Annotated in this window: 20 protein-coding genes, 4 tRNA genes and 1 pseudogene; 2 read left to right on the top strand and 23 right to left on the bottom strand. The window is 64.5% G+C overall.

Going from position 1 to position 24431, the window contains the following annotated elements:
• Positions 1-6 precede the first annotated feature (6 nt).
• From NX774_RS02405 to NX774_RS02440, 8 genes are all read right to left on the bottom strand, one after another.
• On the bottom strand, positions 7-657 hold the full coding sequence (locus NX774_RS02405; RefSeq protein WP_370660394.1) for a trimeric intracellular cation channel family protein: 651 nt from the start codon (positions 655-657) through the stop codon (positions 7-9).
• 331 nt (positions 658-988) lie between these two features.
• Positions 989-1684, bottom strand: a complete 696-nt coding sequence (kdpE, locus tag NX774_RS02410; protein ID WP_258820555.1) for a two-component system response regulator KdpE — start codon at positions 1682-1684, stop codon at positions 989-991.
• Entirely contained in the window at positions 1677-4406 is a 2730-nt protein-coding gene (kdpD, locus tag NX774_RS02415; RefSeq protein WP_258820556.1) for a two-component system sensor histidine kinase KdpD, read from the bottom strand. Before kdpD ends, kdpE begins: the two co-directional genes overlap by 8 nt.
• Positions 4407-4415: 9 nt before the next feature.
• Complete coding sequence (gene kdpC / locus NX774_RS02420; RefSeq protein WP_258820557.1) at positions 4416-5000, bottom strand: potassium-transporting ATPase subunit KdpC; 585 nt, start codon at positions 4998-5000, stop codon at positions 4416-4418.
• Between the two features lie 12 nt (positions 5001-5012).
• Complete coding sequence (kdpB, locus tag NX774_RS02425; RefSeq protein ID WP_258821431.1) at positions 5013-7052, bottom strand: potassium-transporting ATPase subunit KdpB; 2040 nt, start codon at positions 7050-7052, stop codon at positions 5013-5015.
• A gap of 99 nt (positions 7053-7151) precedes the next feature.
• Positions 7152-8957, bottom strand: a complete 1806-nt coding sequence (gene kdpA / locus NX774_RS02430) for a potassium-transporting ATPase subunit KdpA (protein WP_258820558.1) — start codon at positions 8955-8957, stop codon at positions 7152-7154.
• Entirely contained in the window at positions 8958-9047 is a 90-nt protein-coding gene (locus NX774_RS02435) for a potassium-transporting ATPase subunit F (RefSeq protein ID WP_258820559.1), read from the bottom strand. It abuts the gene before it with no gap.
• 196 nt (positions 9048-9243) lie between these two features.
• On the bottom strand, positions 9244-9990 hold the full coding sequence (locus NX774_RS02440; protein ID WP_258820560.1) for a TorF family putative porin: 747 nt from the start codon (positions 9988-9990) through the stop codon (positions 9244-9246).
• A gap of 135 nt (positions 9991-10125) precedes the next feature.
• On the opposite strand from NX774_RS02440, the gene NX774_RS02445 reads away from it, so the two are divergent.
• Both NX774_RS02445 and NX774_RS02450 read left to right on the top strand, forming a co-directional pair.
• Positions 10126-11472, top strand: coding sequence for an outer membrane beta-barrel protein (locus NX774_RS02445; RefSeq protein WP_258820561.1), 1347 nt, complete (start codon positions 10126-10128; stop codon positions 11470-11472).
• A gap of 257 nt (positions 11473-11729) precedes the next feature.
• A complete protein-coding gene (locus NX774_RS02450) occupies positions 11730-13607 on the top strand; it encodes a potassium transporter Kup (RefSeq protein WP_258820562.1) in 1878 nt (625 codons plus the stop codon).
• 90 nt (positions 13608-13697) lie between these two features.
• On the opposite strand, the pseudogene NX774_RS02455 reads toward NX774_RS02450, so the two are convergent.
• The 15 genes and pseudogenes from NX774_RS02455 to lepA all read right to left on the bottom strand — a co-directional run.
• A pseudogene (locus NX774_RS02455) lies at positions 13698-13856 on the bottom strand (TolC family protein); the annotation flags it as partial.
• A 138-nt stretch (positions 13857-13994) separates the two neighbouring features.
• Positions 13995-14068: transfer RNA gene (locus NX774_RS02460), tRNA-Cys, on the bottom strand.
• A gap of 82 nt (positions 14069-14150) precedes the next feature.
• Positions 14151-14226 (bottom strand) — tRNA-Gly (locus NX774_RS02465).
• Between the two features lie 40 nt (positions 14227-14266).
• Positions 14267-14342: transfer RNA gene (locus tag NX774_RS02470), tRNA-Gly, on the bottom strand.
• A gap of 77 nt (positions 14343-14419) precedes the next feature.
• Positions 14420-14495, bottom strand: a tRNA-Gly gene (locus NX774_RS02475).
• Positions 14496-14584: 89 nt separating this feature from the next.
• Positions 14585-15166, bottom strand: a complete 582-nt coding sequence (gene pgsA, locus NX774_RS02480; RefSeq protein ID WP_258820563.1) for a CDP-diacylglycerol--glycerol-3-phosphate 3-phosphatidyltransferase — start codon at positions 15164-15166, stop codon at positions 14585-14587.
• A gap of 192 nt (positions 15167-15358) precedes the next feature.
• Complete coding sequence (gene uvrC, locus NX774_RS02485) at positions 15359-17224, bottom strand: excinuclease ABC subunit UvrC (protein ID WP_258820564.1); 1866 nt, start codon at positions 17222-17224, stop codon at positions 15359-15361.
• A gap of 208 nt (positions 17225-17432) precedes the next feature.
• Positions 17433-17828 (bottom strand): holo-ACP synthase, encoded by a 396-nt coding sequence (gene acpS, locus NX774_RS02490; protein WP_258820565.1) that lies wholly within the window; start codon positions 17826-17828, stop codon positions 17433-17435.
• 4 nt (positions 17829-17832) lie between these two features.
• Entirely contained in the window at positions 17833-18597 is a 765-nt protein-coding gene (pdxJ, locus tag NX774_RS02495) for a pyridoxine 5'-phosphate synthase (protein ID WP_258820566.1), read from the bottom strand.
• A 10-nt stretch (positions 18598-18607) separates the two neighbouring features.
• Positions 18608-19405, bottom strand: coding sequence for a DNA repair protein RecO (gene recO, locus NX774_RS02500; protein ID WP_258820567.1), 798 nt, complete (start codon positions 19403-19405; stop codon positions 18608-18610).
• 23 nt (positions 19406-19428) lie between these two features.
• The gene (era, locus tag NX774_RS02505) at positions 19429-20331 is read right to left on the bottom strand and encodes a GTPase Era (protein ID WP_258820568.1); all 903 of its coding nucleotides are present in this window, start codon (positions 20329-20331) and stop codon (positions 19429-19431) included.
• Complete coding sequence (gene rnc / locus NX774_RS02510; RefSeq protein ID WP_258820569.1) at positions 20328-21227, bottom strand: ribonuclease III; 900 nt, start codon at positions 21225-21227, stop codon at positions 20328-20330. Before rnc ends, era begins: the two co-directional genes overlap by 4 nt.
• 30 nt (positions 21228-21257) lie before the next feature.
• Complete coding sequence (locus tag NX774_RS02515) at positions 21258-21665, bottom strand: DUF4845 domain-containing protein (RefSeq protein ID WP_258820570.1); 408 nt, start codon at positions 21663-21665, stop codon at positions 21258-21260.
• A gap of 20 nt (positions 21666-21685) precedes the next feature.
• Positions 21686-22600, bottom strand: coding sequence for a signal peptidase I (gene lepB / locus NX774_RS02520; RefSeq protein ID WP_258820571.1), 915 nt, complete (start codon positions 22598-22600; stop codon positions 21686-21688).
• Positions 22597-24390: a translation elongation factor 4 gene (lepA, locus tag NX774_RS02525; RefSeq protein WP_258820572.1), complete on the bottom strand. Its 1794-nt coding sequence runs from the start codon at positions 24388-24390 to the stop codon at positions 22597-22599. The genes lepB and lepA overlap by 4 nt, the downstream gene beginning before the upstream one ends.
• Between the last annotated feature and the right edge of the window lie 41 nt (positions 24391-24431).

Raw genomic sequence — 24431 nt, forward strand, 5'->3', positions numbered from 1 at the left:
AAGGTACTAGCGCCCGCGCGGTACCCGCGGCAACTGCCACTTGCGCCGAAGGGCGAGCATGCGAATCGCGAAACAGAGGAAGGCGCCGACCAGCGCGACTGCCGTGGTCGGCAACGACAACAAGTAGCCCACCACCACGACCATGGCGCCAGCCAGCGCGGCCACGGCGTAGATCTCGGCTCGCAACACGGCGGGCACTTCATTGAGCAGCACGTCGCGCACGATACCGCCGCCGATGCCGGTGACCATCCCGAGGACGGCAGCCATCACGGGGTTGAGGTCGAACGCCAGTGCCTTTTGTGTGCCGGCAACTGCGAACAGGGCCAGGCCCGCGGCATCGAACACAAGGACGGAATCATGCACTTTCTCGATTGCGGCATGCCAAAAGAAGGTCATGGTGCCGGCGAACAGGGCCACCACGAGGTACCGCCAGTCGCTGATGGCAGCAGGCGGCGTGGCGCCAATCAACAGGTCGCGCGCGATCCCTCCGGAACTGGCCGCAGCAAAGGACAGGACGACGATCCCGAAGAAATCGAGCCCGCGTTTGACACCCGCCAGCGCGCCACTGAGCGCAAACACAAACGTGCCTCCCAGGTCCAGCACGAAAACCAGCGTCTTCAGGGCACCGGCGGAGGCAATCATCCATTGGTTCAACACGTACGTTCCTTCAGAATCGACATCGCATGCAGTATAGCCAACTATGGCAGCTTCCTTAGAGAAGGCCGAAGCTGGGGTGCAGTGGACGCGTGGCGGGAATTCGGGGGGCACAGTGAGGTGCACCTCACCGTTCGCGCGGTGTGCCCCCAAAACGAAACGGGCCCCACTCGGGGCCCGTTCTGATTCTGGAGGCGAGGACGGGAATCGAACCCGTCTAGACGGCTTTGCAGGGCGTTGCAGCCCTTTAAAATCAATCACTTGCGATAGCACCTCAGTTAACACCTCACGAGCTCGCTCAAATAACCACATGAGCTCGCGCAAAACGGGCGGTTCACGGAAGCTGCAGGCGGTAGCCAACACCCGTTTCCGTGATCATGAAACGGGGCTGCGCCGGGTCGTCTTCCAGCTTGTGGCGCAGGTGCCCCATGTAGATGCGCAGATAGTGCGCGTGCTCGGACTGGTTCGGACCCCAGACCGCGCGTAGCAGCTGGGGTGTGGTCAGGACCTTGCCTGCATTACCGACGAGGACTGCGAGCAGCCGGTGTTCTGTCGGGGTCAGCCGCACCACCACACCCGCCTTGGTGACGCGGCGATTCTGCAAGTCGACGGTCACGTCGCCAAAGCTGATGCGGCCGGCATCGTCGGCCGCGGGCGAGCGCTGGCGCCGCTGCGATGCCCGCACACGCGCCAGCAGCTCGCCCACCCCGAACGGTTTGGTGAGATAGTCGTCGGCGCCCGCATCGAGCGCACGGATCTTTTCTACTTCGTTGACGCGGGCCGACAGCACGATGACCGGAACCGCCGACCACCTGCGCAGTTCGGCGATGAAGTCGACGCCGTCGCCATCGGGCAGACCGAGGTCGAGGATGACCAGGTCTGGCTTTCGGGTGCCGGCGTCCATCAGGCCGCGCCGGTAGCCGTCCGCTTCGTGCACGTGCCACCCCTCGTGCTCCAGCGCACCCCGGACAAAACGGCGGATATGCGGTTCATCCTCCACCAGCAGCGTTACACTCGCAAGATCAGTCACGCTCTTCCTCGCGCTCTTCCTCGTTTTCCAACTCGTCATCCAGTGCCGGCATGGCAGGCGGCATCCCCAGCGGAAGCGTGAACAGGAACGCCGCCCCGCCCTCCGGACGCGCGCTGGCCCCGATCGTACCGCCATGGGCCTCCACGATCGCTCGGCAAATGGCCAGGCCCAGACCTACGCCCGGCTTGGCCGACTCACGCTCGCCCCGCGTGAACTTCTCGAAAATTGCCTCTTCCTGCCCAGGCGGCAGGCCGGGCCCGTTATCTTCCACGAGGATGTTCAGCCACACCCCGTGCAGTTGAGCCGACAGCGTCAACGTACTGCCCGGCGGCGTATATTTTCCCGCATTCTCCAGCAAGTTGCAGAGCACGCGCTCGATCAGCACGGCGTCGAACCGCACCAGCGGCAGGTCGGCCGGCACACGCGTGACGACCTGATGCCCGGACAGCGCAAAGCGGCAGGCGCGCAGCGCGCTCCCGACCACCTCTTCGATCGGCTGCCACTGCAGGTTCAGCTTCACTTCGCCGCTCTGGATACGCGCCATGTCGAGCAGGTTCGAGACCATCGTACTCATGCGCGTCGCCTCGTCGCGCAGCGCCTGCGTCATCTGGCGCTGCTGCTCCGACAACGAGGGCGCGGACACTGCGAGCGATTCGGCCAGCGCCACCAGCGACGTCAACGGCGTGCGCAAATCGTGCGAGAGCGCCGCCAGCAGCGAGTTGCGCAGCCGCTCGGACTCGATCCGGATGAGCGCGTCCTGCGCGACGTCGATGTAGTGCACGCGTTCGAGCGCGATGGCGGCCAGCGCGCCAAATGTGTCGAGCTGGCGCCGCAGCTCCGGCACCAGCAGCCAGCGCGGTTCGTCCGATTCGAGGGCCAGCACGCCGCGCGTGCGCATGGGCGCGATCAACGGCAGGTAGAACACGCCGCTGGCCGGCAAGGTGTCAGTTCCCATGCCGGCGTTGGTCGCATGGTCATAGGCCCACTGTGCGATCCCGAGATCGACCGCGACAGCAACGTCCTCGGCGGACGCGAGCTGCAAGCGGCCCTCGGCGTCCGGCAGCAGCAATACTGTGCGGGCGCCGAACGAAGACTGGATTGTCTCGCGTGTCGCTTCATGGATCTGCTCCGTCTGCAGGACACCGGACAGCGCGCGCGCAAACTCGTACAAGGCGCGCACACGTGCCTCACGCTGGGACGCGACCCGTGCCTGGAAGCGCAGGCCGGCCGTCAGGTGGCCCGTGATGAGGCCCACGGCGAGCATGACGGTGAAGGTGACCAGGTATTGGAAGTCCGAGATCGCGAAGGTGAAGCGCGGCTGGACGAAGAAAAAATCGAAGCACGCCACGCCGACACAAGTCGCGGTGACCGACGGGCCGCGGCCCCAGCGCACGGCCACCAGCAGCACCACGAGCAGGAACAGCATGGCGATGTTAGCCAGGTCGAGATAAGCGATCGTGGGAGTGGCGGCCAGCGCCATGCCGAGGGCTGCCAGCGCCGCCCACAGGTGATCAAGCTTGCGCTGGTGGCTGCCGATGACTGCCAGCCGCCGGGGCGGGGCAACGGCGGCACCACTGTCGTTTGATTCCGCGACCTCAATCAGGTCGATGTCCGGCGCAAGGCGCGCGAAACTGCGGCTTCGCGCCTGGCGCCACGGCCACGCGCGGGGATCACGCCCGATGGCGATCTTCGACAGGTTGTGGCTGCGCGCATACTCGACTGCGGCTACGGCGAATTCGGCGCCGGGCAGGACGGCCGTGATGGCGCCGAGCTCTTGCGCCAGCTTGAGCGCCTTCAAGGTCGCTTCCCGCGCAGCCGCCGGCAGACGCTGCAAGGCCGGGGTTTCAACATACACGGCGTGCCAGTCCGCGCCCAGTTGCCCGGCCAGCCGCGCCGCGCTGCGCACGACGCGCTCGGCGTCGGCTCCCGGGCCGATACAGGCCAGCAGCGCGCAGCCCGTCTTCCAGACCGTATCGATCGACTTTTCGACCCGGTACGCGCGCACGTCGTCCTCGATGCGGTCGGCGGTGCGGCGCAGCGCCAGTTCGCGCAGCGCGATCAGGTTCCCCTTGCGGAAGAAGTTCAGGGTGGCGCGCTCGGCCTGTGGGGCCTGGTACACCTTCCCCATCTTCAGCCGTGCCAGCAGTTCGTCGGCCGGCAGGTCCACCAGCACGACCTCGTTGGCGGCGTCGAACACGGTGTCAGGCACGGTCTCGGACACGCGCACGCCGGTGATGCCGCCGACCACGTCGTTCAGGCTTTCGAGGTGCTGCACGTTCACCGTCGTGAACACGTCGATGCCGGCGTCGAGCAGCTCTTCGATGTCCTGCCATCGCTTCGGGTGGCGCGACCCCGGCACATTGGAATGGGCCAGTTCGTCGACCAGCACCAGTTCCGGATGGCGCTGCAGCGCGGTGTCGATGTCGAACTCGGTCAAGGCCTTGCCCCGGTAGTCGACGGTTTTGCGCGGCAGGACCTCGAGCCCCTTGAGCAAGGATTCGGTCTCGGCACGGCCATGGGTTTCGACCACGCCGACCAACACGGTACGGCCGGCGGCCTGGAGTTCGCGCGCCGCCAGCAGCATGGCGTAGGTTTTGCCCACGCCGGCCGACGCGCCAAAATACACGCGCAGCTTGCCGCGCGCGGCCCGGCGCTCCTGCGCCTGCACCTGCGCGAGCCAGGCGTCCGGATCGCGCCGCTGTTCGTCGGTCGGAAGAATCATGCGCTCATCTTACTCCGGCCGCGCAACCTTATGGTCAAGCGCAAGGTTGAGCGCCAGGACGTTAATGCGCGGCTCGCCAAACAGCCCGAGCACGCGGTCCTGGCGCTGCGCGTCAATCAGCGCGCGCACCTGCTGTTCCGGGATGTTGCGGGCCAGTGCCACCCGGTGCACCTGGTATTGCGCGGCCGCCAGGCTGATCTCGGGATCGAGCCCGCTGGCCGAGGCGGTCACCAGGTCGACCGGGACCGGCGCCCGGTTCGCGGGATCGGCCCTCTTCAATGCGGCGACCCGTTCCTTGACGGTGTCGGTGAGCGCTGGGTTGGTCGGCCCAAGGTTCGATCCGCCCGAGCCGGCGGCGTTGTAGGGCATGGGCGCGGTCGCCGACGGCCGGCCCCAGAAGTAGCCCGGTGCGCTGAACGGCTGCCCGATGAGGGTCGATCCCACCGGCTTGCCGCCCACATCGGCCAGGCTGCCTTCGGCCTGGTGGGGGAACGCAACGTGGCTGACGCCGGTGACCACCGCTGGATACAGCAAGCCGCAGAGCACCGTGAGCGCGCCGAACAGGACGGCCGCGGGACGAAGAATGGAAGACATGATGGACTCCTTTCAGACCAGGTTCAATGCCGCCAGCAGCATGTCGATCAGCTTGATGCCGATGAACGGCAGGACGATGCCGCCGACGCCGTAGACCAGCAGGTTGCGGCGCAACAGGGCTGTGGCGCCGATCGCGCGGTAGCGCACTCCGCGCAGCGCCAGCGGAATCAAAAAGACGATGATCAGCGCGTTGAAGATCAGGGCCGACATGATCGCCGAGGCCGGGCTGGCCAGGTGCATGATGTCGAGCGCCTTGAGCTGCGGGTAGGTGCCCACGAAAGCGGCCGGGATGATGGCGAAATACTTGGCCACGTCGTTGGCGATCGAGAACGTGGTCAACGAGCCGCGCGTCATCAGCATCTGCTTGCCGATTTCGACGATCTCTAGCAGCTTGGTCGGGTTCGAATCCAGGTCGACCATGTTGCCTGCCTCCTTGGCGGCCTGCGTGCCCGAGTTCATTGCCACCGCCACGTCAGCCTGGGCCAGCGCCGGTGCGTCGTTGGTCCCGTCGCCGGTCATGGCCACCATGCGCCCTTCGCCCTGGCATTGCCGGATCAGCCTGAGCTTGTCCTCCGGCGTCGCTTCGGCCAGGAAGTCGTCGACACCGGCTTCCGCGGCGATCGCCGCCGCCGTCAGCTTGTTGTCGCCAGTGATCATCACCGTCTTGATGCCCATGCGGCGCAGTTCCGCGAAGCGTTCCTTGATGCCGCCCTTGACGATGTCCTTGAGCTCGACCACGCCCATGACACGGCCGCCGTCGGCGACCACCAGCGGCGTGCTGCCGCGGCGCGACGCGTCCTCGACCAGATGCGTGACCTCGGGCGGGAAAGGCATGCCGTGCGCCTCGACGTGGCGCCGCACGGCGTCCGCCGCGCCCTTGAGGATGGTGCGATCGCCAAGATCGACCCCGCTCATGCGCGTGGTGGCCGAAAACGGCAGGAAGTTGGCATGCTCCAGCTCCCGGCCGCGGATGTTGAAGCGCTGCTTGGCCAGCACCACGATGCTGCGCCCTTCCGGCGTCTCGTCGGCCAGCGACGCGAGCTGCGCCACGTCGGCCAGCTGGCGCTCGGTCACGCCGGGCGCAGGCAGGAAGGCGCCGGCCTGGCGGTTGCCGAGCGTGACGGTGCCGGTCTTGTCCAGGAGGAGCACGTCGACGTCGCCCGCGGCCTCGACCGCGCGGCCGGAGGTCGCGATGACGTTGGCGCGCATCATGCGGCTCATGCCGGCCACGCCGATGGCCGACAGCAGGCCGCCAATGGTCGTCGGGATCAGGCACACCAGCAGCGCGATCAGGGCCGTGATGGTCACCGGTTTGCCGGCCCTTGCCGCCTCGACCGAGAACAGCGAGAACGGCAGCAGCGTCGCCGTCACGACCAGGAACACGATGGTCAGCGCCACCAGAAGGATGGTGAGGGCGATCTCGTTCGGGGTCTTCTTGCGTTTGGCGCCCTCGACCATCGCGATCATGCGGTCCAAGAACGTTTCGCCCGGATCGGTGGTCACGCGCACGACCAGCCAGTCCGACAGCACCCGCGTGCCGCCGGTGACGCTGGAGAAGTCGCCGCCGGACTCGCGGATCACCGGCGCCGATTCGCCCGTGATGGCGCTTTCGTCGACGGAGGCCACGCCTTCGATCACTTCGCCGTCGATCGGGATCACGTCGCCCGCTTCGACCAGGAAGTGGTTGCCCTTGCGCAGGTCGGTCGCCGTGCACGGCAGCCAGCCGGCGCCGTGCCTGGGCGTGGCCAGCTTCTTGGCCATGACGCTTTCCTTCAGGCCGCGCAGCGATGCCGCCTGCGCCTTGCTGCGGCCTTCGGCCAGCGCCTCGGCAAAGTTCGCGAACAGGACGGTGAACCACAGCCAGATCGCGGCGGCCAGGATGAAGCCGGCCGGGGCTTCGCCGGTACCGGACAGCGCCTGCACGTACAGCATGGTGGTGATGATGCTGCCGATGTAGACGACGAACATCACGGGGCTGCGCAGTTGCGTGCGAAAGCCCAGCTTCTTGAAGGCGTCGACCAGCGCCGGCCCGATGAGCTTGGTGTCAAACATCGACAGCCGCTTGCCCGGCGGCAGGGGAAGCGATGGCAGTTCCGCCGTGGTCACTTGAGTTTGAGACATGATGAGTACTCCGGTCCGTTTTATTCGTTTCTAGCGTGCGTAAAGCTGCAGATGCTCCACGACGGGGCCCAGCGCCAGCGCCGGCACATAATTGAGCACGCCTACCAGCACCACCACGCCGATCAGCAGGAACACGAATATCGGGCCGTGCGTCGGCATGGTGCCGGCGGTGACCTGCAGGCGCTGCTTGGCGGCGAGCGAACCGGCGATCGCCAGCACCGGCACGATCACGCCGAAACGTCCGAACCACATGGCGATGGCCAGCATCCAGTTATAGAACGGCGTGTTGGCCGACAGGCCGGCGAACGCGCTGCCGTTGTTGTTGGCGGTGGAGCTGAAGGCGTACAGGATTTCGGAAAAGCCGTGCGCGCCCGGGTTGGCGATGCCGGCCTTGCCGGCGCTGGCCATGACGGCGATCGCGGTGCCGGCCAGCACCAGCACCGGCGTGACCAGGATGGCGATGGACGTCATCTTCATCTCGTACGACTGGATCTTCTTGCCCAGGTATTCCGGGGTGCGGCCGATCATCAGGCCGGCGATGAACACCGCCATGATCGCGAACACCAGCATGCCGTACAGGCCGGAGCCGACGCCGCCAAAGATCACTTCGCCGAACTGGATCAAGAGCAGCGGCGCGCCGCCGCCCAGCGGGGTGAACGAATCGTGCATGCCATTGACGGCGCCGCAGGACGCCGCGGTCGTAACCGCCGCGAACAGGCTCGATGCGCTGATGCCGAAGCGCGTTTCCTTGCCTTCCATGTTGCCGCCCGATTGCAGCGCGCTCATGTGCTGGTCCACGCCCATCGCCTGCAACGCCGGATGGGCTTGCTGCTCCGCGTACAGGGCGCCGGCCGCCATGACGACGAACAGCGCGGTCATCGCGGCCAGGATCGCCCAGCCCTGTCGCCGGTCACCCACCATACGGCCAAATGCGAAGCAGAGCCCGGCCGGGATCAGGAAGATGGCCAGCATCTGGCCGAAATTCGACAGCGGGGTCGGATTTTCGTACGGGTGCGCCGAATTGGCGTTGAAGAAACCGCCGCCATTGGTGCCCAGCATCTTGATGGCTTCCTGCGACGCGACCGGTCCCATGGCGATGGTCTGGGTTGTGGCGGTCACCGTCTCGGTCACGGGCTGGCCCTGCGCGTCCTTGAGCGGCTGGCCATCCGGACCGTTTTTCGGTTGGGTGTAGGTGACCGGCTCGACCAGCTGCACCTCCTTGTAGGCCGAAAAGTTCTGGATCGCGCCCTGCCCCGTCAGGAACACCGCGAACAGGACCGACAGCGGCACCAGCACGTAGGCGGTGATGCGGGTGAGGTCGACCCAGAAGTTGCCGATCGACTTGGCCGACCGCGCGGAGAAGCCGCGGACCAGTGCAAACACCACGGCAATGCCGGTGGCGGCGGAAAAGAAGTTCTGGCAGGTGAGCCCGAGCATCTGCGACAGGTAGCTCATGGTTTGCTCGCCGCTGTAGCCTTGCCAGTTGGTGTTGGTGACGAAGCTCACCGCCGTGTTGAAGGACGAGTCGGGGCTGACGTTGGCCAGGCCCTGCGGATTCAGCGGTAGCCATTGCTGGATGCGCTGCAAGGCGTACACGAACAGCGTACCGAGTGCATTGAAGGCCACCAGCGCGGCGGCATAGGCCTTCCAGCCCATGGCTTCATCGCCGCGCACACCGGCGGCACGGTAAAGGCCGCGCTCGAGCTTGTGCAGCCAGTCCAGGCCGGCGATTGGCCCGTCGCCGGCGACGCGCGCCAGCAGCGCCCCCACCGGCCAGGACAACGCCAGCAGCACGACCAGGAACAGCGCAAGCAGCGCATACGATTGCGTGGTCATTTACAGGTCCTCCGCCTTGAACAGCGCATAGAGCAAGTACACCAGCAGTCCGGCGGACGCGAGCGTGCCGATCAGGTAAAACAGCGTCATTTGTGCTCTCCCAGTCGGGCGCAACCGGCCGCCATGGCCCAGATCAAGGCGGTAAAGGCGGCGATTGCACCGATGAAGACGATGTCCATGGAATCCCTCGAATGGTCCGTTTGTTGTTTGAAGAGCATAGCGGTCCGCCGCTAAATCTTTTGTAAAGAAGTGCTCACCCGGCGTAAACGCGATGTAAACGCCGGGATCAGAAAGTCTTGCTGACACTGGCCACCAGCGCTTGCCTGCCAAGGAATTTGCCGTTGGCCGGCGATGCGTAGGCCGCTTGGCCCGCATTGGTGCCGACAAGCGCGAGCGCGCCGGTGACAATGCCCCAGTCCTTGGACAGGCCCAGCTTCCAGTCGGTGTAGCTGGCCGGCCCGTTGTGGCGCACTTGCTGGCGCCCTGCATGGATGTTCAGGGCTAGACCGTCGGCCAGGCCGACATTCGCGCCGATATCCAGGTAGCCGCTGTGGTGGCTGTCGACAAAGCCGAACAGGTTGGTCAGGGACCACGAATACTTGGCGTAGAAATCCTTGTAGCCGAGCTGGCCGTACACCTCGGCCGTGTTGGCGTCGGCGAAGCCGGCGACCGCTTTCAGGCCGTTGGCCGGATAGATATAGCCGAGCACGCCGGTGTCATAGCTGAGGTCGGCGCCGAGCTGGCCGCGCTTGCCGGCATACACATCCCACTCGACGTTGCCGCTGCCGCCTGCATCCCTGGTCCACTGGATGCTCGACAGCCAGGTGCCGGCATACAAGCCGCTCGGGTTGTGGGTGAAATCTGCGCCGCCTTGCAGGGCCGGCTCGAGCCGGGTCTGAGAGATGCCGCGGTAGCGGTAGTCGGTGGTAAGCGCCGCGTTGAAGCTCAACGCATGCTCAGGCTGAACCTCTTGTGCGTACACGGGCAGGGCAAAGGTGGCGACGAGGGCCACCGCGAAAATCGATATTTTCATGTCTTGATCATGAGTCGTCATGCGCAGCTACTGCTGCAATACGAGCCAGTCTAGGCCGGCAGACATAAAGATTTTCTAAAAAGACAGCGGCGGCGAATAAAGGATTTGTATATAAGGCGGACGCGCGAACGACGGATGATCGGCACCTCTTCCGTCAAGTGCGCTCTAACCTCCAGCCGCGACAACCTGACGGAGGACTGGGTGAAAGCAAAACCAGAAATGCTGGTCTCCAATGCTGGAGGCCAACACGCCATCCAACGCCGGGGCAGCTGCAGGGCCATGTTACTGGCAGCCGCCCTTGGCGCTTACACGATCCCAGCCTGGCCCCAAACCGAGCCTGCCGACGGCAGCGGGCCCGGCAAGGCGGAGACGCCGCCTGCGCTGCAGCCACCGCTGGCGGTCACCCTGAGCGCCAATCCGCGACCGTTCCGCATCGACATGGACAGTGCCGGTCCTGTGTATGCGACCGGCGTGATCAGCGGGTTCGGCCAATGGCAGACCAACGTGGTGCCCGGTGACCGGCACTGGCATTTTGACGACGACAATGTGCAGCTCTTCCTGAACAAGGCGGACGGACCGGTGCAGTTTTTCGTGCAGGGCGCCTTCTACTCGATCCCGGTAGCCGGCGTGCCCTACGTCCGTTCAGCGGACGCGAGCCCTGCCCTCTACACGCTCGTGCCGCAGGCCTATGTGAAGTTTGCGCCGACCGACAATTTCTCGGTGATGATCGGCAAGCTGCCGACGCTGGTCGGCGCAGAAAGTACGTTTACATTCCAGAACATGAACATTCAGCGCGGCCTGCTGTGGAACCAGGAAAATGCCGTGAACCGGGGACTGCAGGTGAACTATGCGCAGGGCGACTGGACATTCGCCTTGTCCATCAACGACGGCTTTTACTCCAGCCATCCGAGCTGGATCTCCGGGTCCGCCAGCTACGCCATCGACAAGACGAATACGCTGGCGTTTATCGGCGCGGGCAATACCAAAGAAACCGGGGTGTCCACCGTGCGCACGCCGCTATTCCAGAACAACCAGCAGATCTACAACCTGATCTACACGCACATCGCCGGACCATGGACCATCCAGCCCTACCTGCAATACAGCCATGTGCCGCGCTTGCCGCAATTCGGCGCCAGCGATTCCGCGTCGACGTATGGGGCCGCAGTGCTGGCAAGCTTTGACTTCGGGTCCGAAGCCGCCCCGGCGGCTGTGCGCGTGCCGGGCTTCAAACTGGCCGCGCGCGCCGAGTACCTCGACACCTCGGGCAGCGCGGCCGACGGCACGCCCAACCTGCTGTACGGGCCGGGCAGCGCGGCCTGGTCGTTGACGCTGACGCCGACTTACCAGTACAAGAACTTTTTTGCCCGCGCAGAGATCGCCTACGTCGGCGCGCGCCACATTACTCCCGGACTCGCGTTCGGCAGCGACGGCACCAAGGGGTCGCAGGTGCGCGGCTTGTTCGAGGCGGGCCTGCTCTTCTAGGCTCGCCGCGCCCACTTCTCAGGCCGGGAACAGGCGCCAGCCGCGAAAGCCCCGCGGCTTAGCTGCCATCGGCGCGACCACCACCAGGTGGGCGGCGATCAGCGCGCAGCGCGCCGGATGATCGTCCGCCGCGCATAAAATTTTCTAAAAGGACGCGCTCACGCCACCAACGCCGCGTATACATCCCGACCAGTTTTTACAAAATTTTTATACGGCTGCCGGTACACTCGCGGCTTTGCATCTCACAGAGCAACCATTTGGCTTCTTCGCAAAAGCACAACAAGCTTACCGGGCTGACGCTCGCAGCGATCGGCGTCGTCTATGGCGATATTGGCACCAGCCCGCTCTATTCGCTCAAGACCGTCTTCGATCCCACCCATGGCCTGGCGCTGAACCAGGCCAACCTGCTGGGCGTGGTGTCGCTGATCTTTTGGGGCCTGACCATCATCGTCTCGCTCAAGTACGTCACGCTCGTGCTCAGGGCGGACAACCACGGCGAGGGTGGCATCATGGCCCTGATGGCGCTTGCGCTGGGCGCGGTCACGAGCCGGGCGCGGCTGTGCCACACGCTGCTCCTGATCGGCGTGTTCGGTGCCGCGCTGTTCTACGGCGACAGCGTGATCACGCCCGCGATTTCGGTGCTGTCGGCGGTGGAAGGCCTGGAAGTGGCGACGCCCGCGCTCAAGCCCTACGTGGTCCCGCTGACGGTCATCATCCTGATATCGCTGTACGCCGTGCAGCGGCACGGCACGGCCGGCATCGGCCGCTGGTTCGGCCCGATCATGCTGGTGTGGTTTGCCACGCTGGCCATGATGGGCTTGGCGAATATCGTGCGCAGCCCCGCCATCCTGGCCGCGCTCAACCCGGTGCACGCCCTGCATTTTTTTGCCGACAACCGGGTCATTGCGTTTATCGCCCTCGGCGCCGTCGTGCTGGCGTTTACCGGGGCCGAAGCCTTGTATGCGGACATGGGACATTTCGGCAAGAAGCCGATCAGGCTGGCCTGGTTCGGGATAGCCTTCCCGGCGCTAGCGCTGAACTATCTTGGCCAGGGCGGCCTGCTGCTGGCGAACCCGCAGGCCATCGAAAACCCGTTCTTCCAGCAACTGGGGAGCTGGAGCGTGATTCCGCTGGTGGTGCTGTCGACCATCGCCACCGTCATCGCCTCGCAGGCGACGATCTCCGGCACCTTTTCGATGACCAAGCAGGCGATTGCACTGGGATTCCTGCCGCGGATGAAAATCATGCACACGTCCGAACACGAGATCGGCCAGATCTACATCCCGGCCGTGAACTGGGGCCAGCTGATCGCCGTCCTGCTGGCAGTCGTCGGTTTCGGTTCTTCCGACAACCTGGCTGCGGCATACGGCATCGCGGTCACGGCGACCATGCTGGCCACAACCGTGCTGACCTATTTCGTGATCCGCTACCGCTGGCGGCTGAACCTGCTGCTGTGTTTTGGCGCGACCGCGTTCTTCCTCGCCATCGACGCCGCGTTCTTCTCGGCCAACGTGCTCAAGGTGCTGCACGGTGGCTGGTTCCCCCTGCTGCTGGGCGCGATACTGTTCACCGTGATGCTCACATGGAAGCGCGGGCGGCAGCTGGTTTTCGAGAACCTGCAAAAGCACGCGATCCCGCTCAACGCCTTCCTCGAATCGCTGTTCATTGCGCCGCCAGCGCGCGTGCCGGGAACGGCCGTGTTCCTGCGCAGCGAGAGCGACGGCGTGCCGCACGCGATGCTGCACAACCTGTCGCATAATAAGGTGCTGCACGAGCGCGTAGTGTTCCTGACGGCGCACACGTTGGACGAGCCATGGGTACCGGACGAGTCGCGGGTCGAGGTGGTGCCGCTCGGGCATGCCTGCTATCAGGTGAACGTGCGCTTCGGCTTCAAGGACGAACCGGATATTCCGCGCGTGCTGGCGCTGTGCGCGGCGCAGGGGCTGCCGTTCGAGACGATGCAGACCTCGTTTTTCGTGGCGCGGCAGACCATCATCTCAACGCCTGGCGCAGGCATGTCGCCATGGCGCGAGCACATTTTCGTGGCCATGTCGCGCAACGCACGGGACGCAGCGGACTATTTCCACATCCCGAGCAATCGAGTGATCGAACTTGGGACGCAGGTTGAGATATAAATGCTGTTGACGGCCAAGTTCACCTGATTACAGCCGGGACTACAAATAAGTACGGGCCCAACCGGGCCCGTGCCTGGAGAATCTGGAGGCGGGCGAGGCCGTGCCCAGGGCGCCGGTGAGACTAATCCTGGGGAAGAAATTTGCCCGCGCGACGCCAACGGTCTCCGACCGCACGACCGCCTCCGCTTGCAGGACGTCGGGGCGACGCGCGAGCAGGTCCGAAGGCAGTCCCGCGGGGACATCTGCCAGCCGCAACAGCAGGGTGTCAACGCAGCGCGTCAACGGCCAGCGGCAAATTGGCCGTATCACGGTGAGGTGCACCTCAATTTTCGTGAGGTCGCGAACCCGAAATGAAACGGGCCCCAAAGGGGCCCGTATCGGAGAATCTGGAGGCGAGGACGGGAATCGAACCCGTCTAGACGGCTTTGCAGGCCGCTGCATAACCTCTTTGCTACCTCGCCAGACTTGATCGTAAGTCTTGCTGACAGGCCCGGCTATGGGCTATATCAACAAAAAGGGAAGCCGGGGCTTCCCTTGGGATCCTGGAGCGGGAAAACGGTCTCGAACCGTCGACCTCAACCTTGGCAAGGTTGCGCTCTACCAACTGAGCTATTCCCGCATTTGGTGCAACAAGTTACTGCTACTGCGACCGAGAGGTTTGGAGCGGGAAAACGGTCTCGAACCGTCGACCTCAACCTTGGCAAGGTTGCGCTCTACCAACTGAGCTATTCCCGCATCTCGGAGCAGCGATTATCTCAGAAAATCCAACCTTCTGCGACAACCGTTTCAAACGAACTGCACTGCAAGTTTGTTGGAGCGGGAGAACGGTCTCGAACCGTCGACCTCAACCTTGGCAAGGTTGCGCTCTACCAACTGAGCTACTCCCGCTTCGTCTTTCTTGCTGTGCTGCTTCGTTCGCAACAGGCAGGCATTATAGAGGTTCTATCCTGTGTGTCAAGGATGCCTCGAAACAAATCTCATACGGCACCCGATTTCTCTTTCATCAACGGCCACGCACGGCGCAGATAGTAGAACATCGACCACACCGTCAGCACGCCCGCAATCCACAGCAGCACATCGCCCCACAGCCTGGTATCGACAAAGCCGAGCACCTCGCCATGGAACAGCAGCATCGGAATGGCGACCATCTGCGCGGCAGTCTTGATCTTGCCCAGCGAGCTGACCGCGACCGATTTGCGCGCGCCGATTTCGGCCATCCACTCGCGCAGCGCGGAGATGGTGATCTCGCGGCCGATGATGATGAAGGCCAGCACCGCGTTGACGCGATCGAGCTGCACCAGCACCAGCAAGGCGCCGGCCACCATCAGCTTGTCCGCCACCGGGTCGAGGAAGGCGCCGAAGGCCGAGGTCTCGTTCCAGCGCCGCGCCAGGAAGCCGTCGAACCAGTCGGTGATGGCGGCCACGATGAAGACCAGGGTGGCGGCCAGGTCGCGGTCCGCTTGCGGCAGCCAGCTCGCCGGCAGGTAGTACACCCCGACCACGAGCGGAATCAGTGCGACGCGTAACCAGGTCAGGAGGATCGGGATGTTGAAAGGCATAGGGGCGCGGCAGGGGTTATCTGTATGTTCGATGCGGCGATAGTCTACCTTGCTATTGCCATTTAAACCAGTTGGGTTCGCGCGGCCGTAGGGTGGGCTCTTGAACCCACGCGGTGGTACGCGGCTCGCGAAACCCTTCCGCGGCACGCTCCCGGTCACGTATCCCCGCGTGGGCACAAGTGCCCACCCTACCTAGTGCAGCTGGCGGTAGATTTCTTCGGCCAGGGTGCTGCTGATGCCTTCCACCGACATCAAATCCTCGATGCTGGCGTCGATCACGCCACGCAGGCCACCAAAGCGCGCCAGCAGCTTCTGGCGGCGTTTGGCGCCGATGCCTTCGATCTCTTCCAGTCGCGACGCCTGGCGCGCTTTGGCGCGCTTGGCGCGCATGCCGGTGATGGCGAAGCGGTGCGCTTCGTCGCGGATCAGCGCCACCAGCATCAGCGCGGCCGATTCCTTGCCCAGTTCCTGCGGCGCGCGGCCGTCGGCGAAGATCAGCGTCTCCAGGCCCACCCTGCGGCCCTCACCCTTGGCCACGCCGACGATCAGGCTGATGTCGAGCCCCAGCTCTTCGAACACCTGACGCGCCATCTCGACCTGGCCCTTGCCGCCGTCCACCAGCACCACGTCCGGCATCACGCCGTCGCCCGCCGCCACCTTTTCGTAGCGGCGCGTGAGCACCTGGCGCATCGCCGCGTAGTCGTCGCCCGGCGTGATGCCGTTGATGTTGAAGCGCCGGTATTCGCCGTTCTGCATCTGGTGGTGATGGAACACCACGCACGATGCCTGCGTCGCCTCGCCCGCGGTGTGGCTGATGTCGAAGCATTCGATGCGGATGCTGTCCAGGTCTTCCATGTCGAGCCCGAGCACCTCGGCCAGCGCGCGCGTGCGCGCCTGTTGCGAGCCTTGCTCGGACAAGAGCCGCGCCAGCGCGATCTCGGCGCCCTTTTGCGCCAGCTCCAGCCATTGGCGGCGCTGCCCCTGCGGCTGGAAGATCAGGTTGATGCGGTGGCCGCACTGCTCGGTCAGCGCCATCATCAGCTCGGGCTGGTCGAACTCGATGTTCAGGATCAGCGTGTTGGGGATGAATTTGTCGGCGTAGTGCTGGGCCATGAAGGCGGCCAGCACTTCGACCTCGATGGGCACTTCGCCCAGCGCTTCGCCCACCTGGGTCGGGAAGTAGGCGCGGTCGCCCAGGTGGCGGCCGCCACGCACCATGGCCAGGTTCACGCAGGCGCGTCCGCCCTGCACCACCACGGCAATCACGTCCACGTCGGCGTCGCCGGTGGTCTCCATCGCTTGCTGGTGCAGCACGCGCGAGAGCGACTGGATCTGGTTGCGCACCGATGCCGCCTGCTCGAACTTCAGTTCGGCCGCGTAGCCATGCATCTTCTTTTCCAGGTCTTCGAGCACTTCGGACTGGCGCCCGCGCAGGAATTTGGCGGCGTTGTCCACGTCGATCTTGTATTCATCGGACGTGATCGCGCCCACGCAGGGCGCGCTGCAACGGCCGATCTGGTGCAGCAGGCAGGGGCGCGTGCGGTTCGAATACACGCTGTCCTCGCAGGTGCGGATCATGAAGACCTTCTGCAGGATCTGCATCGACTCCTTCACCGCCCACGCGCTCGGGAACGGGCCAAAATACTGGTTCTTCTTGTCCAGCGCGCCGCGGTAGTAGGCCATGCGCGGCACGTCGCCGCCCGTGATCTTCAGGTAGGGGTAGGACTTGTCGTCCCTGAACAGGATGTTGTAGCGGGGCTTGAGCGTCTTGATCAGGTTGTTTTCCAGGATCAGCGCTTCGGCCTCGCTGTTGGTCACCGTGGTCTCGAGCCGCGCGATCTTCTCGACCATCATCGCAATGCGCGGGCTGGACAGGTTCTTCTGGAAGTAGCTCGAGACGCGCTTTTTCAGGTTGCGCGCCTTGCCGACGTACAGGACGGCGTCGTTGGCGTCGAAATAGCGGTACACGCCCGGCAGGTCGGGCAGCTTGGCGACCGTGGCCAATACTTGTGCGCGCGCGTCGGGCTGCGCGTCGGGGCTGTCGATCAATTCGCTCATGTGTTTGTGGCTGTGCTCAAGCCGGTTGAACGCGTGGGGTGAAGCTGGCCAGTGGCCAGCTGAACGAGCCCACATGTCATTTTACGGCGGTTCTTAAGCCGCTTGAACGCGTGGGGTGAAGCTGGCCAGTGGCCAGCTGAACGAGCCCACAGTGTAATTCTACGGCGGTTCTTAAGCCGCTTGAACGCGTGGGCAGAATCTGCCCACCCTACGGGGTTTGCGTGACGATCACGAAGGCGACGCCGTAGTCGGCTTCGTCGCTGATCGAGACCTGGGCCGTCAAGCGGTTCTGGCGCATGAATTCTTCGAGCGCGCCGCTGCAGACGATGACCGGCTTGCCGCTCGGCGCATTCAACATCTGCGCGGAGCGCCAGGTCATCGGCATGCGCATGCCAAGGCCGATCGCCTTGGAGAACGCTTCCTTGGCCGAGAAGCGCGTGGCCAGAAAGCGCAGGCCGCGCGTTTCGTTCTTGGCGCGGCGCGCATGGTACTTCACCAGCTCCTCCGGGCCCAGGATCTTTTCGGCGAAGCGCTCGCCGCTGCGCGCAAGCGCCGCCTCTACGCGCGAGATCTGGACGATGTCGGTGCCAATCCCGTAGATCATCGCGTCAGTCCAGCGACACGCCCATGCGCGCATCCACCATGATGGCCTTCATTTCGCGCACCGCGTGTTCCCAGCCGGTGAACAGCGCTTGTGCGACGATCGCGTGGCCTATGTTCAGCTCGTGGATTTCCTGGATCGCCGCGATCGGCTGCACGTTGGTGTAGTGCAGGCCGTGGCCCGCGTTCACGCGCAGGCCGCGCCTGACGCCTGCCAGCACGCCCTGGCGGATACGTTCCAGCTCCACAGCCACCGCGTCGTCTTCGGCTTCGGCGTAGCGGCCGGTGTGCAGCTCGATCACCGGCGCGCCCACCGCGGCGGCCGCCTCGATCTGCTGCTCGTCGGCGTCGATGAAGAGCGAGACGCGAATGCCCTCGCCCGCCAGCTGCTTCACCGCCACCTCGACCTGTTTGTAGTAGCGCAGCACGTCCAGGCCGCCCTCGGTGGTGACTTCCTCGCGCCGCTCCGGCACCAGGCACACGTCGGCCGGCTTGACGCGGCAGGCGAAGTCGATCATCTCGGGCGTGACCGCCGCTTCCAGGTTCATGCGGGTGGTGAGCTCCGGGCGGATCGCGAGCACGTCGGCATCCTTGATGTGGCGCCGGTCTTCGCGCAGGTGCAGCGTGATCAGGTCGGCACCTGCCTGCTCGGCCAACAGGGCCGCGCGCAGCGGGTCGGGATAGACGGTGCCGCGCGCGTTGCGCACGGTGGCAATGTGGTCGATGTTCACGCCCAGGTCGATGACGGAACCGGCAGGTTGCAGGAAGCTCATGGTGGTTTTCTTATAGCTGCATTAAGTCGATCAATATCTGGCGCGTGTTCAGCGGCGCGCCGCCCAGGTGATACGCCAGCAAAAAGCGCATCAGTTGTTTGCTCTGCGCCTGCGTGGCCGGGTCCGCGTAGTCGTCGCTTTCCATGTCGCGCAGCGTCTTGCCGGACACCACCGGCCAGGTGTCGCCAGGGGTCGCTTCGCGCGCGCCCTTTTCCGGGTCCACGACATATTCTGCGCCTGGGTCGACCAGCGTGCGCGTGGTGGTGGAGCGCGACAGGTCCGCGGCCACGCCCGTTTCCTTAAGTAAGGCCCGTTCGAACTTTCGCAAGACGATTTGCGCCGGCTCGCCGTGGGCCAGCTCGTTCAGGGTCGCCACGTAATGATCGAACAAGGCCGGATGTGGGTCGTCGCGTGCAAGCAGCTTGACCAGCAGTTCGTTCAGGTAAAAGCCGCACAGCAGTGCGGTCTTTTCCAGCGGCAGCATGCCGCCGACCCATTCGGCGTCGATCAGGGTGCGCAGTTCGGATTTGCCGCTCCACGAACTGGACAGGGGCTGGAAGGTCTGCAGCACGCCACGCAGCCGCGACATGGGCCGCTTGGCGCCCTTGGCCACCACCGCGATGCGGCCGTAGTCGCGGGTCAGCAGGTCGATGATGAGGCTGGTTTCCTTGTACGGATAGCTGTGCAGTACAAAGGACGGCTGGCCGGCCACGCGGTTGTCGCGCGCGGGCGCACGGCTGCGCTTTTTCGCGGGCGCTGGCGTTGCGGCAGGCTCGGTGGGGTGAAGGTCGGCGTCGAGGATGGACATGCGCGTGGGTCGGCCCCCTGCGCTTACTCGTAGCCGTAGGCGCGCAGGCCCGCTTCGTTGTCGGCCCAGCCGGATTTGACCTTGACCCAGATTTCCAGGTACACCGGTCCACCGAACAGTTTTTCCATATCCAGGCGCGAGGCCGTCGAGATTTCCTTCAGGCGCGCGCCCTTGGCGCCGATGATCATCGCCTTGTGGCCGTCGCGCTCGACCAGGATGGCGGCGAAGACGCGCCGCAGGTTGCCTTCCTGCTCGAATTTCTCGATCAGCACGGTGCTGGTGTAGGGCAGCTCGTCGCCGCACAGGCGGAACACCTTCTCGCGTACGATCTCGGCGGCGAGGAACTTCTCGCTGCGGTCGGTGATGTCGTCCGGGCCAAAGATCGGCTCGTTACGCGGCAGCCAGGTGCGGATTTCCTTCTCGAGCGCATCGACCTGGAAACGCAGCTTGGCCGACACCGGGACCACGGCGGCAAAGTGGTGCAGCGCCGCGATCTTTTGCGTGAACGGCATCAGCTGTGCCTTGTCCTTCATGCGGTCGGCCTTGTTGATGACCAGCACCACCGGCACGTTCTTGGGCAGCAGGTCGATCACCTGCTGGTCGGCCGCGCCAAAGGTGCCGGCTTCGACCAGGAACAGGACCACGTCGGCCGCGGTCAGCGTGTTCGACACGGTCTTGTTGAGCGTCTTGTTCAGCGCGTTGGCGTGGCGCGTCTGGAAGCCCGGCGTATCGACGTAGATGTACTGCGCGTCGTCCGTGGTCTGGATGCCGGTGATGCGGTGGCGCGTGGTCTGCGCCTTGCGCGAAGTGATCGATACCTTGGCGCCGATCAGCACGTTCATCAGCGTCGACTTGCCGACGTTGGGACGGCCGACGATCGCGATGTAACCGCAACGAAAATCCGAATGGGTGCTGCCCTCGTTCATGCTGACTTGCTTCCTGCTTGTTTTTGCGCCTTGGCGTCGCCGGACGCGGGCTTGGTGTCGGTGGCCGGCCTGGCGCCAGTATTCTCGGTGCCGGCGGCCTGCGGCGCGGGGGCGCTGGCAGGCTCGGCGACGGGCGGAGCATCGGGCTGGATGGTCGCGATACCCGCCAGTTTAAGCTGTGCGGCGCGCGGGCGCGATTTGCGGGTGGCGGACGGCGTCTTCACCAGTGCCTGTTCGGCCGCCTCCAGCGCCAGCCGGGCCGCGGCCTGCTCGCCGGCGCGGCGGCTGCCGCCACGGCCGAACACCTGGATGCCAAGCTTGGGCACCAGGCACTCGATCTCGAATTCCTGGCTGTGCGCGGCGCCGTGGGTGGCCACCACGTTATAGGTCGGCAGCGAAATCTTCTTGCTCTGCAAAAACTCTTGCAGCAGGGTCTTGGCGTCCTTGCCCAGCGTGCGCGGATCGACCGTTTCCAGGATCGGGATGTAGAAAGCGCGTATCACGTCGCGCGCGGCGTTGAAGCCGGCGTCGAGGAAGATCGCGCCCAGCAGCGCTTCAAGCGTGTCGGCCAGGATCGACGGGCGGCGGAAACCGCCCGACTTGAGCTCGCCCTCGCCCAGGCGCAGGAACTGCGACAGTTCGAGCTTTTGCGCGATCTCGTACAGCGACTGTTGCTTGACCAGGTTGGCGCGCAGGCGCGACAGGTCGCCTTCGTCCAGCGTATTGAAGCGTTCGTACAGGACCGAGGCGACCACGCAGTTCAGGATCGAGTCGCCAAGGAATTCCAGCCGTTCGTTATGCAAACTGCTGTGGCTACGGTGCGTCAGGGCTTGCTGTAACAGGCCAGCATCCTGGAACGTGTAGCCTAGGCGTGTTTGCAATAACTGAAGATTCATCGTTGGTTTACTTCCTTGCCGCGCCCACGATCAGTTGGCACTGGCGGCGGCCTGGGCGGCCACGACGCCGCTCTTGTCGGTGGTGCCGGCATAGTTGATGACCAGGCTCACGTTGCCCGCCAGCGGCACGCGCTTTTCGTAGGCGAAGCTGATTTCCGGCTCGCCGCCGTCCTTGGTGATCACCAGGTCATGGCCGCTGATGGCGCTGACGTTGTTGATCTCCGCATTCTTGTCGAAGGTGCGCTGCATCTCGGCCACGCTGCCGCCGGTGGCCTTGGCCTTGACGATCGCGTCCTGGATGGTGCGGTATTCCATGTACGTTGGCACAAGCTTCAAGGCAAACACGGCGGCCACGCCCAGCACCGCGAGCACGAAAATCAGGCCCGACAGCGAAACCCCGCGCTCCGCGTTGATGAAATACTGCTTATGTCCTTGCATGTGCCCTTCCCCCGTCGAACTTAGTGGATACCGCCGATGCGCTTCGGATTGCTGAAGTTCATCCAGATCGCGATCGCTTTGCCGACGATGTTCTGGTCAGGCACGAAGCCCCAGTAACGGCTGTCGGCAGAGTTGTCCCGGTTATCCCCCATCATAAAATAATTGCCCTCCGGTACGATACAGGTAAATTTGTCGTACGAATAGTCGCAATTTTCACGATGCGGGAAATTGTCCACCGAGCCAAGGTCGAGGGTACGCCGTCCTTCCATGGTCAGGATACGGTGTTGCGCGCCAGGCAACATTTCCATGTATTGCTTGTGGTACACCGGACGCTCGTCGTCGAGGTAATCGTCCATCGGGCGGTAGTCCACCGGCTTGCCGTTGACCGTCAGGCGCTTGTTTTCGTAGGTGATTTTATCACCCGGAACGCCGATCACGCGCTTGATGTAATCCTGGCTGGGATCCTTCGGGTACTTGAACACCATCACGTCGCCGCGCTGCGGGTTGCCCACTTCGATGATCTTCTTGTTGATGATCGGCAGGCGGATACCGTAGGCGTACTTGTTCACCAGGATCAGGTCGCCCACCAGCAGGGTCGGCACCATCGACGACGACGGGATCTTGAACGGCTCCCACAGGAACGAGCGCAGCACGAACACCAGCGCGATCACCGGGAAAAAGCTGCCCGAATACTCGATCCAGGTCGGCTGGCGCAGCAAGGCGGCCTCGATCGCGGCGCGGTTGCCGTTGTCGAGCTTGATGCCGTCGGCGGTCGCCTTGGCGTTGCGCGCATCATAGGCGGCCAGTGCGGCGTTGGCGGCGGCGCGGCGCTTCTTGGCCAGGTAGAACACGTCCAGGCACCAGATCACGCCGGTAACCACCATTGCGACGAACAAGATCAGGGCAAAGTTCCCAAGGATGGGTTGCAGGTTCATTTTTCTTCCACTTGGAGGATGGCCAGGAAGGCTTCTTGCGGGATCTCGACCGAGCCCACTTGCTTCATGCGCTTCTTACCGGCTTTCTGTTTCTCGAGCAGTTTCTTCTTACGGGTGATGTCGCCGCCGTAGCACTTGGCCAGCACGTTCTTGCGCATCGCCTTGACGTTCTCGCGCGAGATGATGGTCGCGCCGATGGCGGCCTGGATCGCCACGTCGAACATCTGGCGCGGGATCAGCTCGCGCATCTTGGCCGCCACCTGGCGCCCGCGGAACGCGGCGTTGGCGCGGTGCACGATGATCGCCAGCGCGTCCACCTTGTCGCCGTTGATCAGCATGTCCACCTTGACCACGTCGGCGGCGCGGTATTCCTTGAACTCGTAGTCCATCGAGGCGTAGCCGCGCGAGGTGGACTTCAGGCGGTCGAAGAAGTCGAGCACGATCTCGGCCATCGGGATTTCGTAGCGCAGCTTGACCTGGCGGCCGTGGTAGCTCATGTCCATCTGCACGCCGCGCTTGGAGTTACACAGCGTCATGACCGAACCGACATATTCCTGCGGCATGTACAGGTTCACGTTCACGATCGGCTCGCGCACTTCGGCGATTTTCGACGGTTCCGGCATCTTGGACGGGTTGTCCACCTTGATCTCGGTGCCGTCGCGCATTTGCACCTCGTACACCACGGTCGGCGCCGTCGTGATCAGGTCCATGTCGAATTCGCGCTCCAGGCGTTCCTGCACGATCTCCATGTGCAAGAGGCCCAGGAAGCCGCAGCGGAAGCCGAAGCCCAGCGCCTGCGACACTTCCGGCTCGTACATCAGCGCGGCGTCGTTCAGTTTCAGCTTTTCCAGCGAGTCGCGCAGCGCGTCGTACTGGTTGGCCTCGACCGGGAACAAGCCGGCGAACACCTGCGGCTGCACTTCCTTAAAGCCCGGCAGCGGGGCGGCGGCCGGCTTTTGCGCCAGCGTGATTGTGTCGCCCACGCGCGCGGCGTGCAGCTCCTTGATGCCGGCGATGACAAAGCCCACCTGGCCGGCCGACAGCTCGGGCAGCTGCACCGAACGCGGGCTGAACACGCCCACCTGCTCGGTCAACTGCTGGGAGCCGGTGGACATCAAGAGGATCTTGTCCTTGGGCCGCAAAGTGCCGTTGACCACACGCACCAGCATGACCACGCCGACATAGCTGTCGTACCACGAGTCGATGATCAGGGCCTGCAGCGGCGCCTCCGGGTCGCCCTTGGGCGGCGGCACTTTGGCGATCAGCGCCTCGAGCACGTCCTCCACGCCCAGGCCGGTCTTGGCCGAGCACACGGTGGCGTCGGAGGCGTCGATGCCGATCACGTCCTCGATTTCCTTCTTGGCGTTGTCGGGGTCGGCGTGCGGCAGGTCGATCTTGTTCAGGACCGGGATCACTTCCACGCCCAGGTCCAGCGCCGTGTAGCAGTTGGCCACGGTCTGCGCTTCCACGCCCTGGCTCGCGTCCACCACCAGCAGCGCGCCCTCGCACGCCGACAGCGAGCGCGACACCTCGTAGCTGAAGTCCACGTGGCCCGGGGTGTCGATCAGGTTCAGGTTGTAGGTCTGGCCATCGCGCGCCTTGTACTGCAGCGCGGCGGTCTGGGCCTTGATGGTGATGCCGCGCTCGCGCTCCAGGTCCATCGAGTCGAGCACCTGCTCGTCCATTTCACGGTCCGACAGGCCGCCGCAGATCTGGATGATGCGGTCGGCCAGCGTCGATTTACCGTGATCGATGTGGGCGATGATGGAAAAGTTACGTATGTTGTTCATTAACTAACTCAAAACCAAGTGGGGGCGGCATTCCTGGCCGC

The organism is Massilia agilis (assembly GCF_024756255.1).
Taxonomy (GTDB): Bacteria; Pseudomonadota; Gammaproteobacteria; order Burkholderiales; family Burkholderiaceae_D; genus Telluria; species Telluria agilis.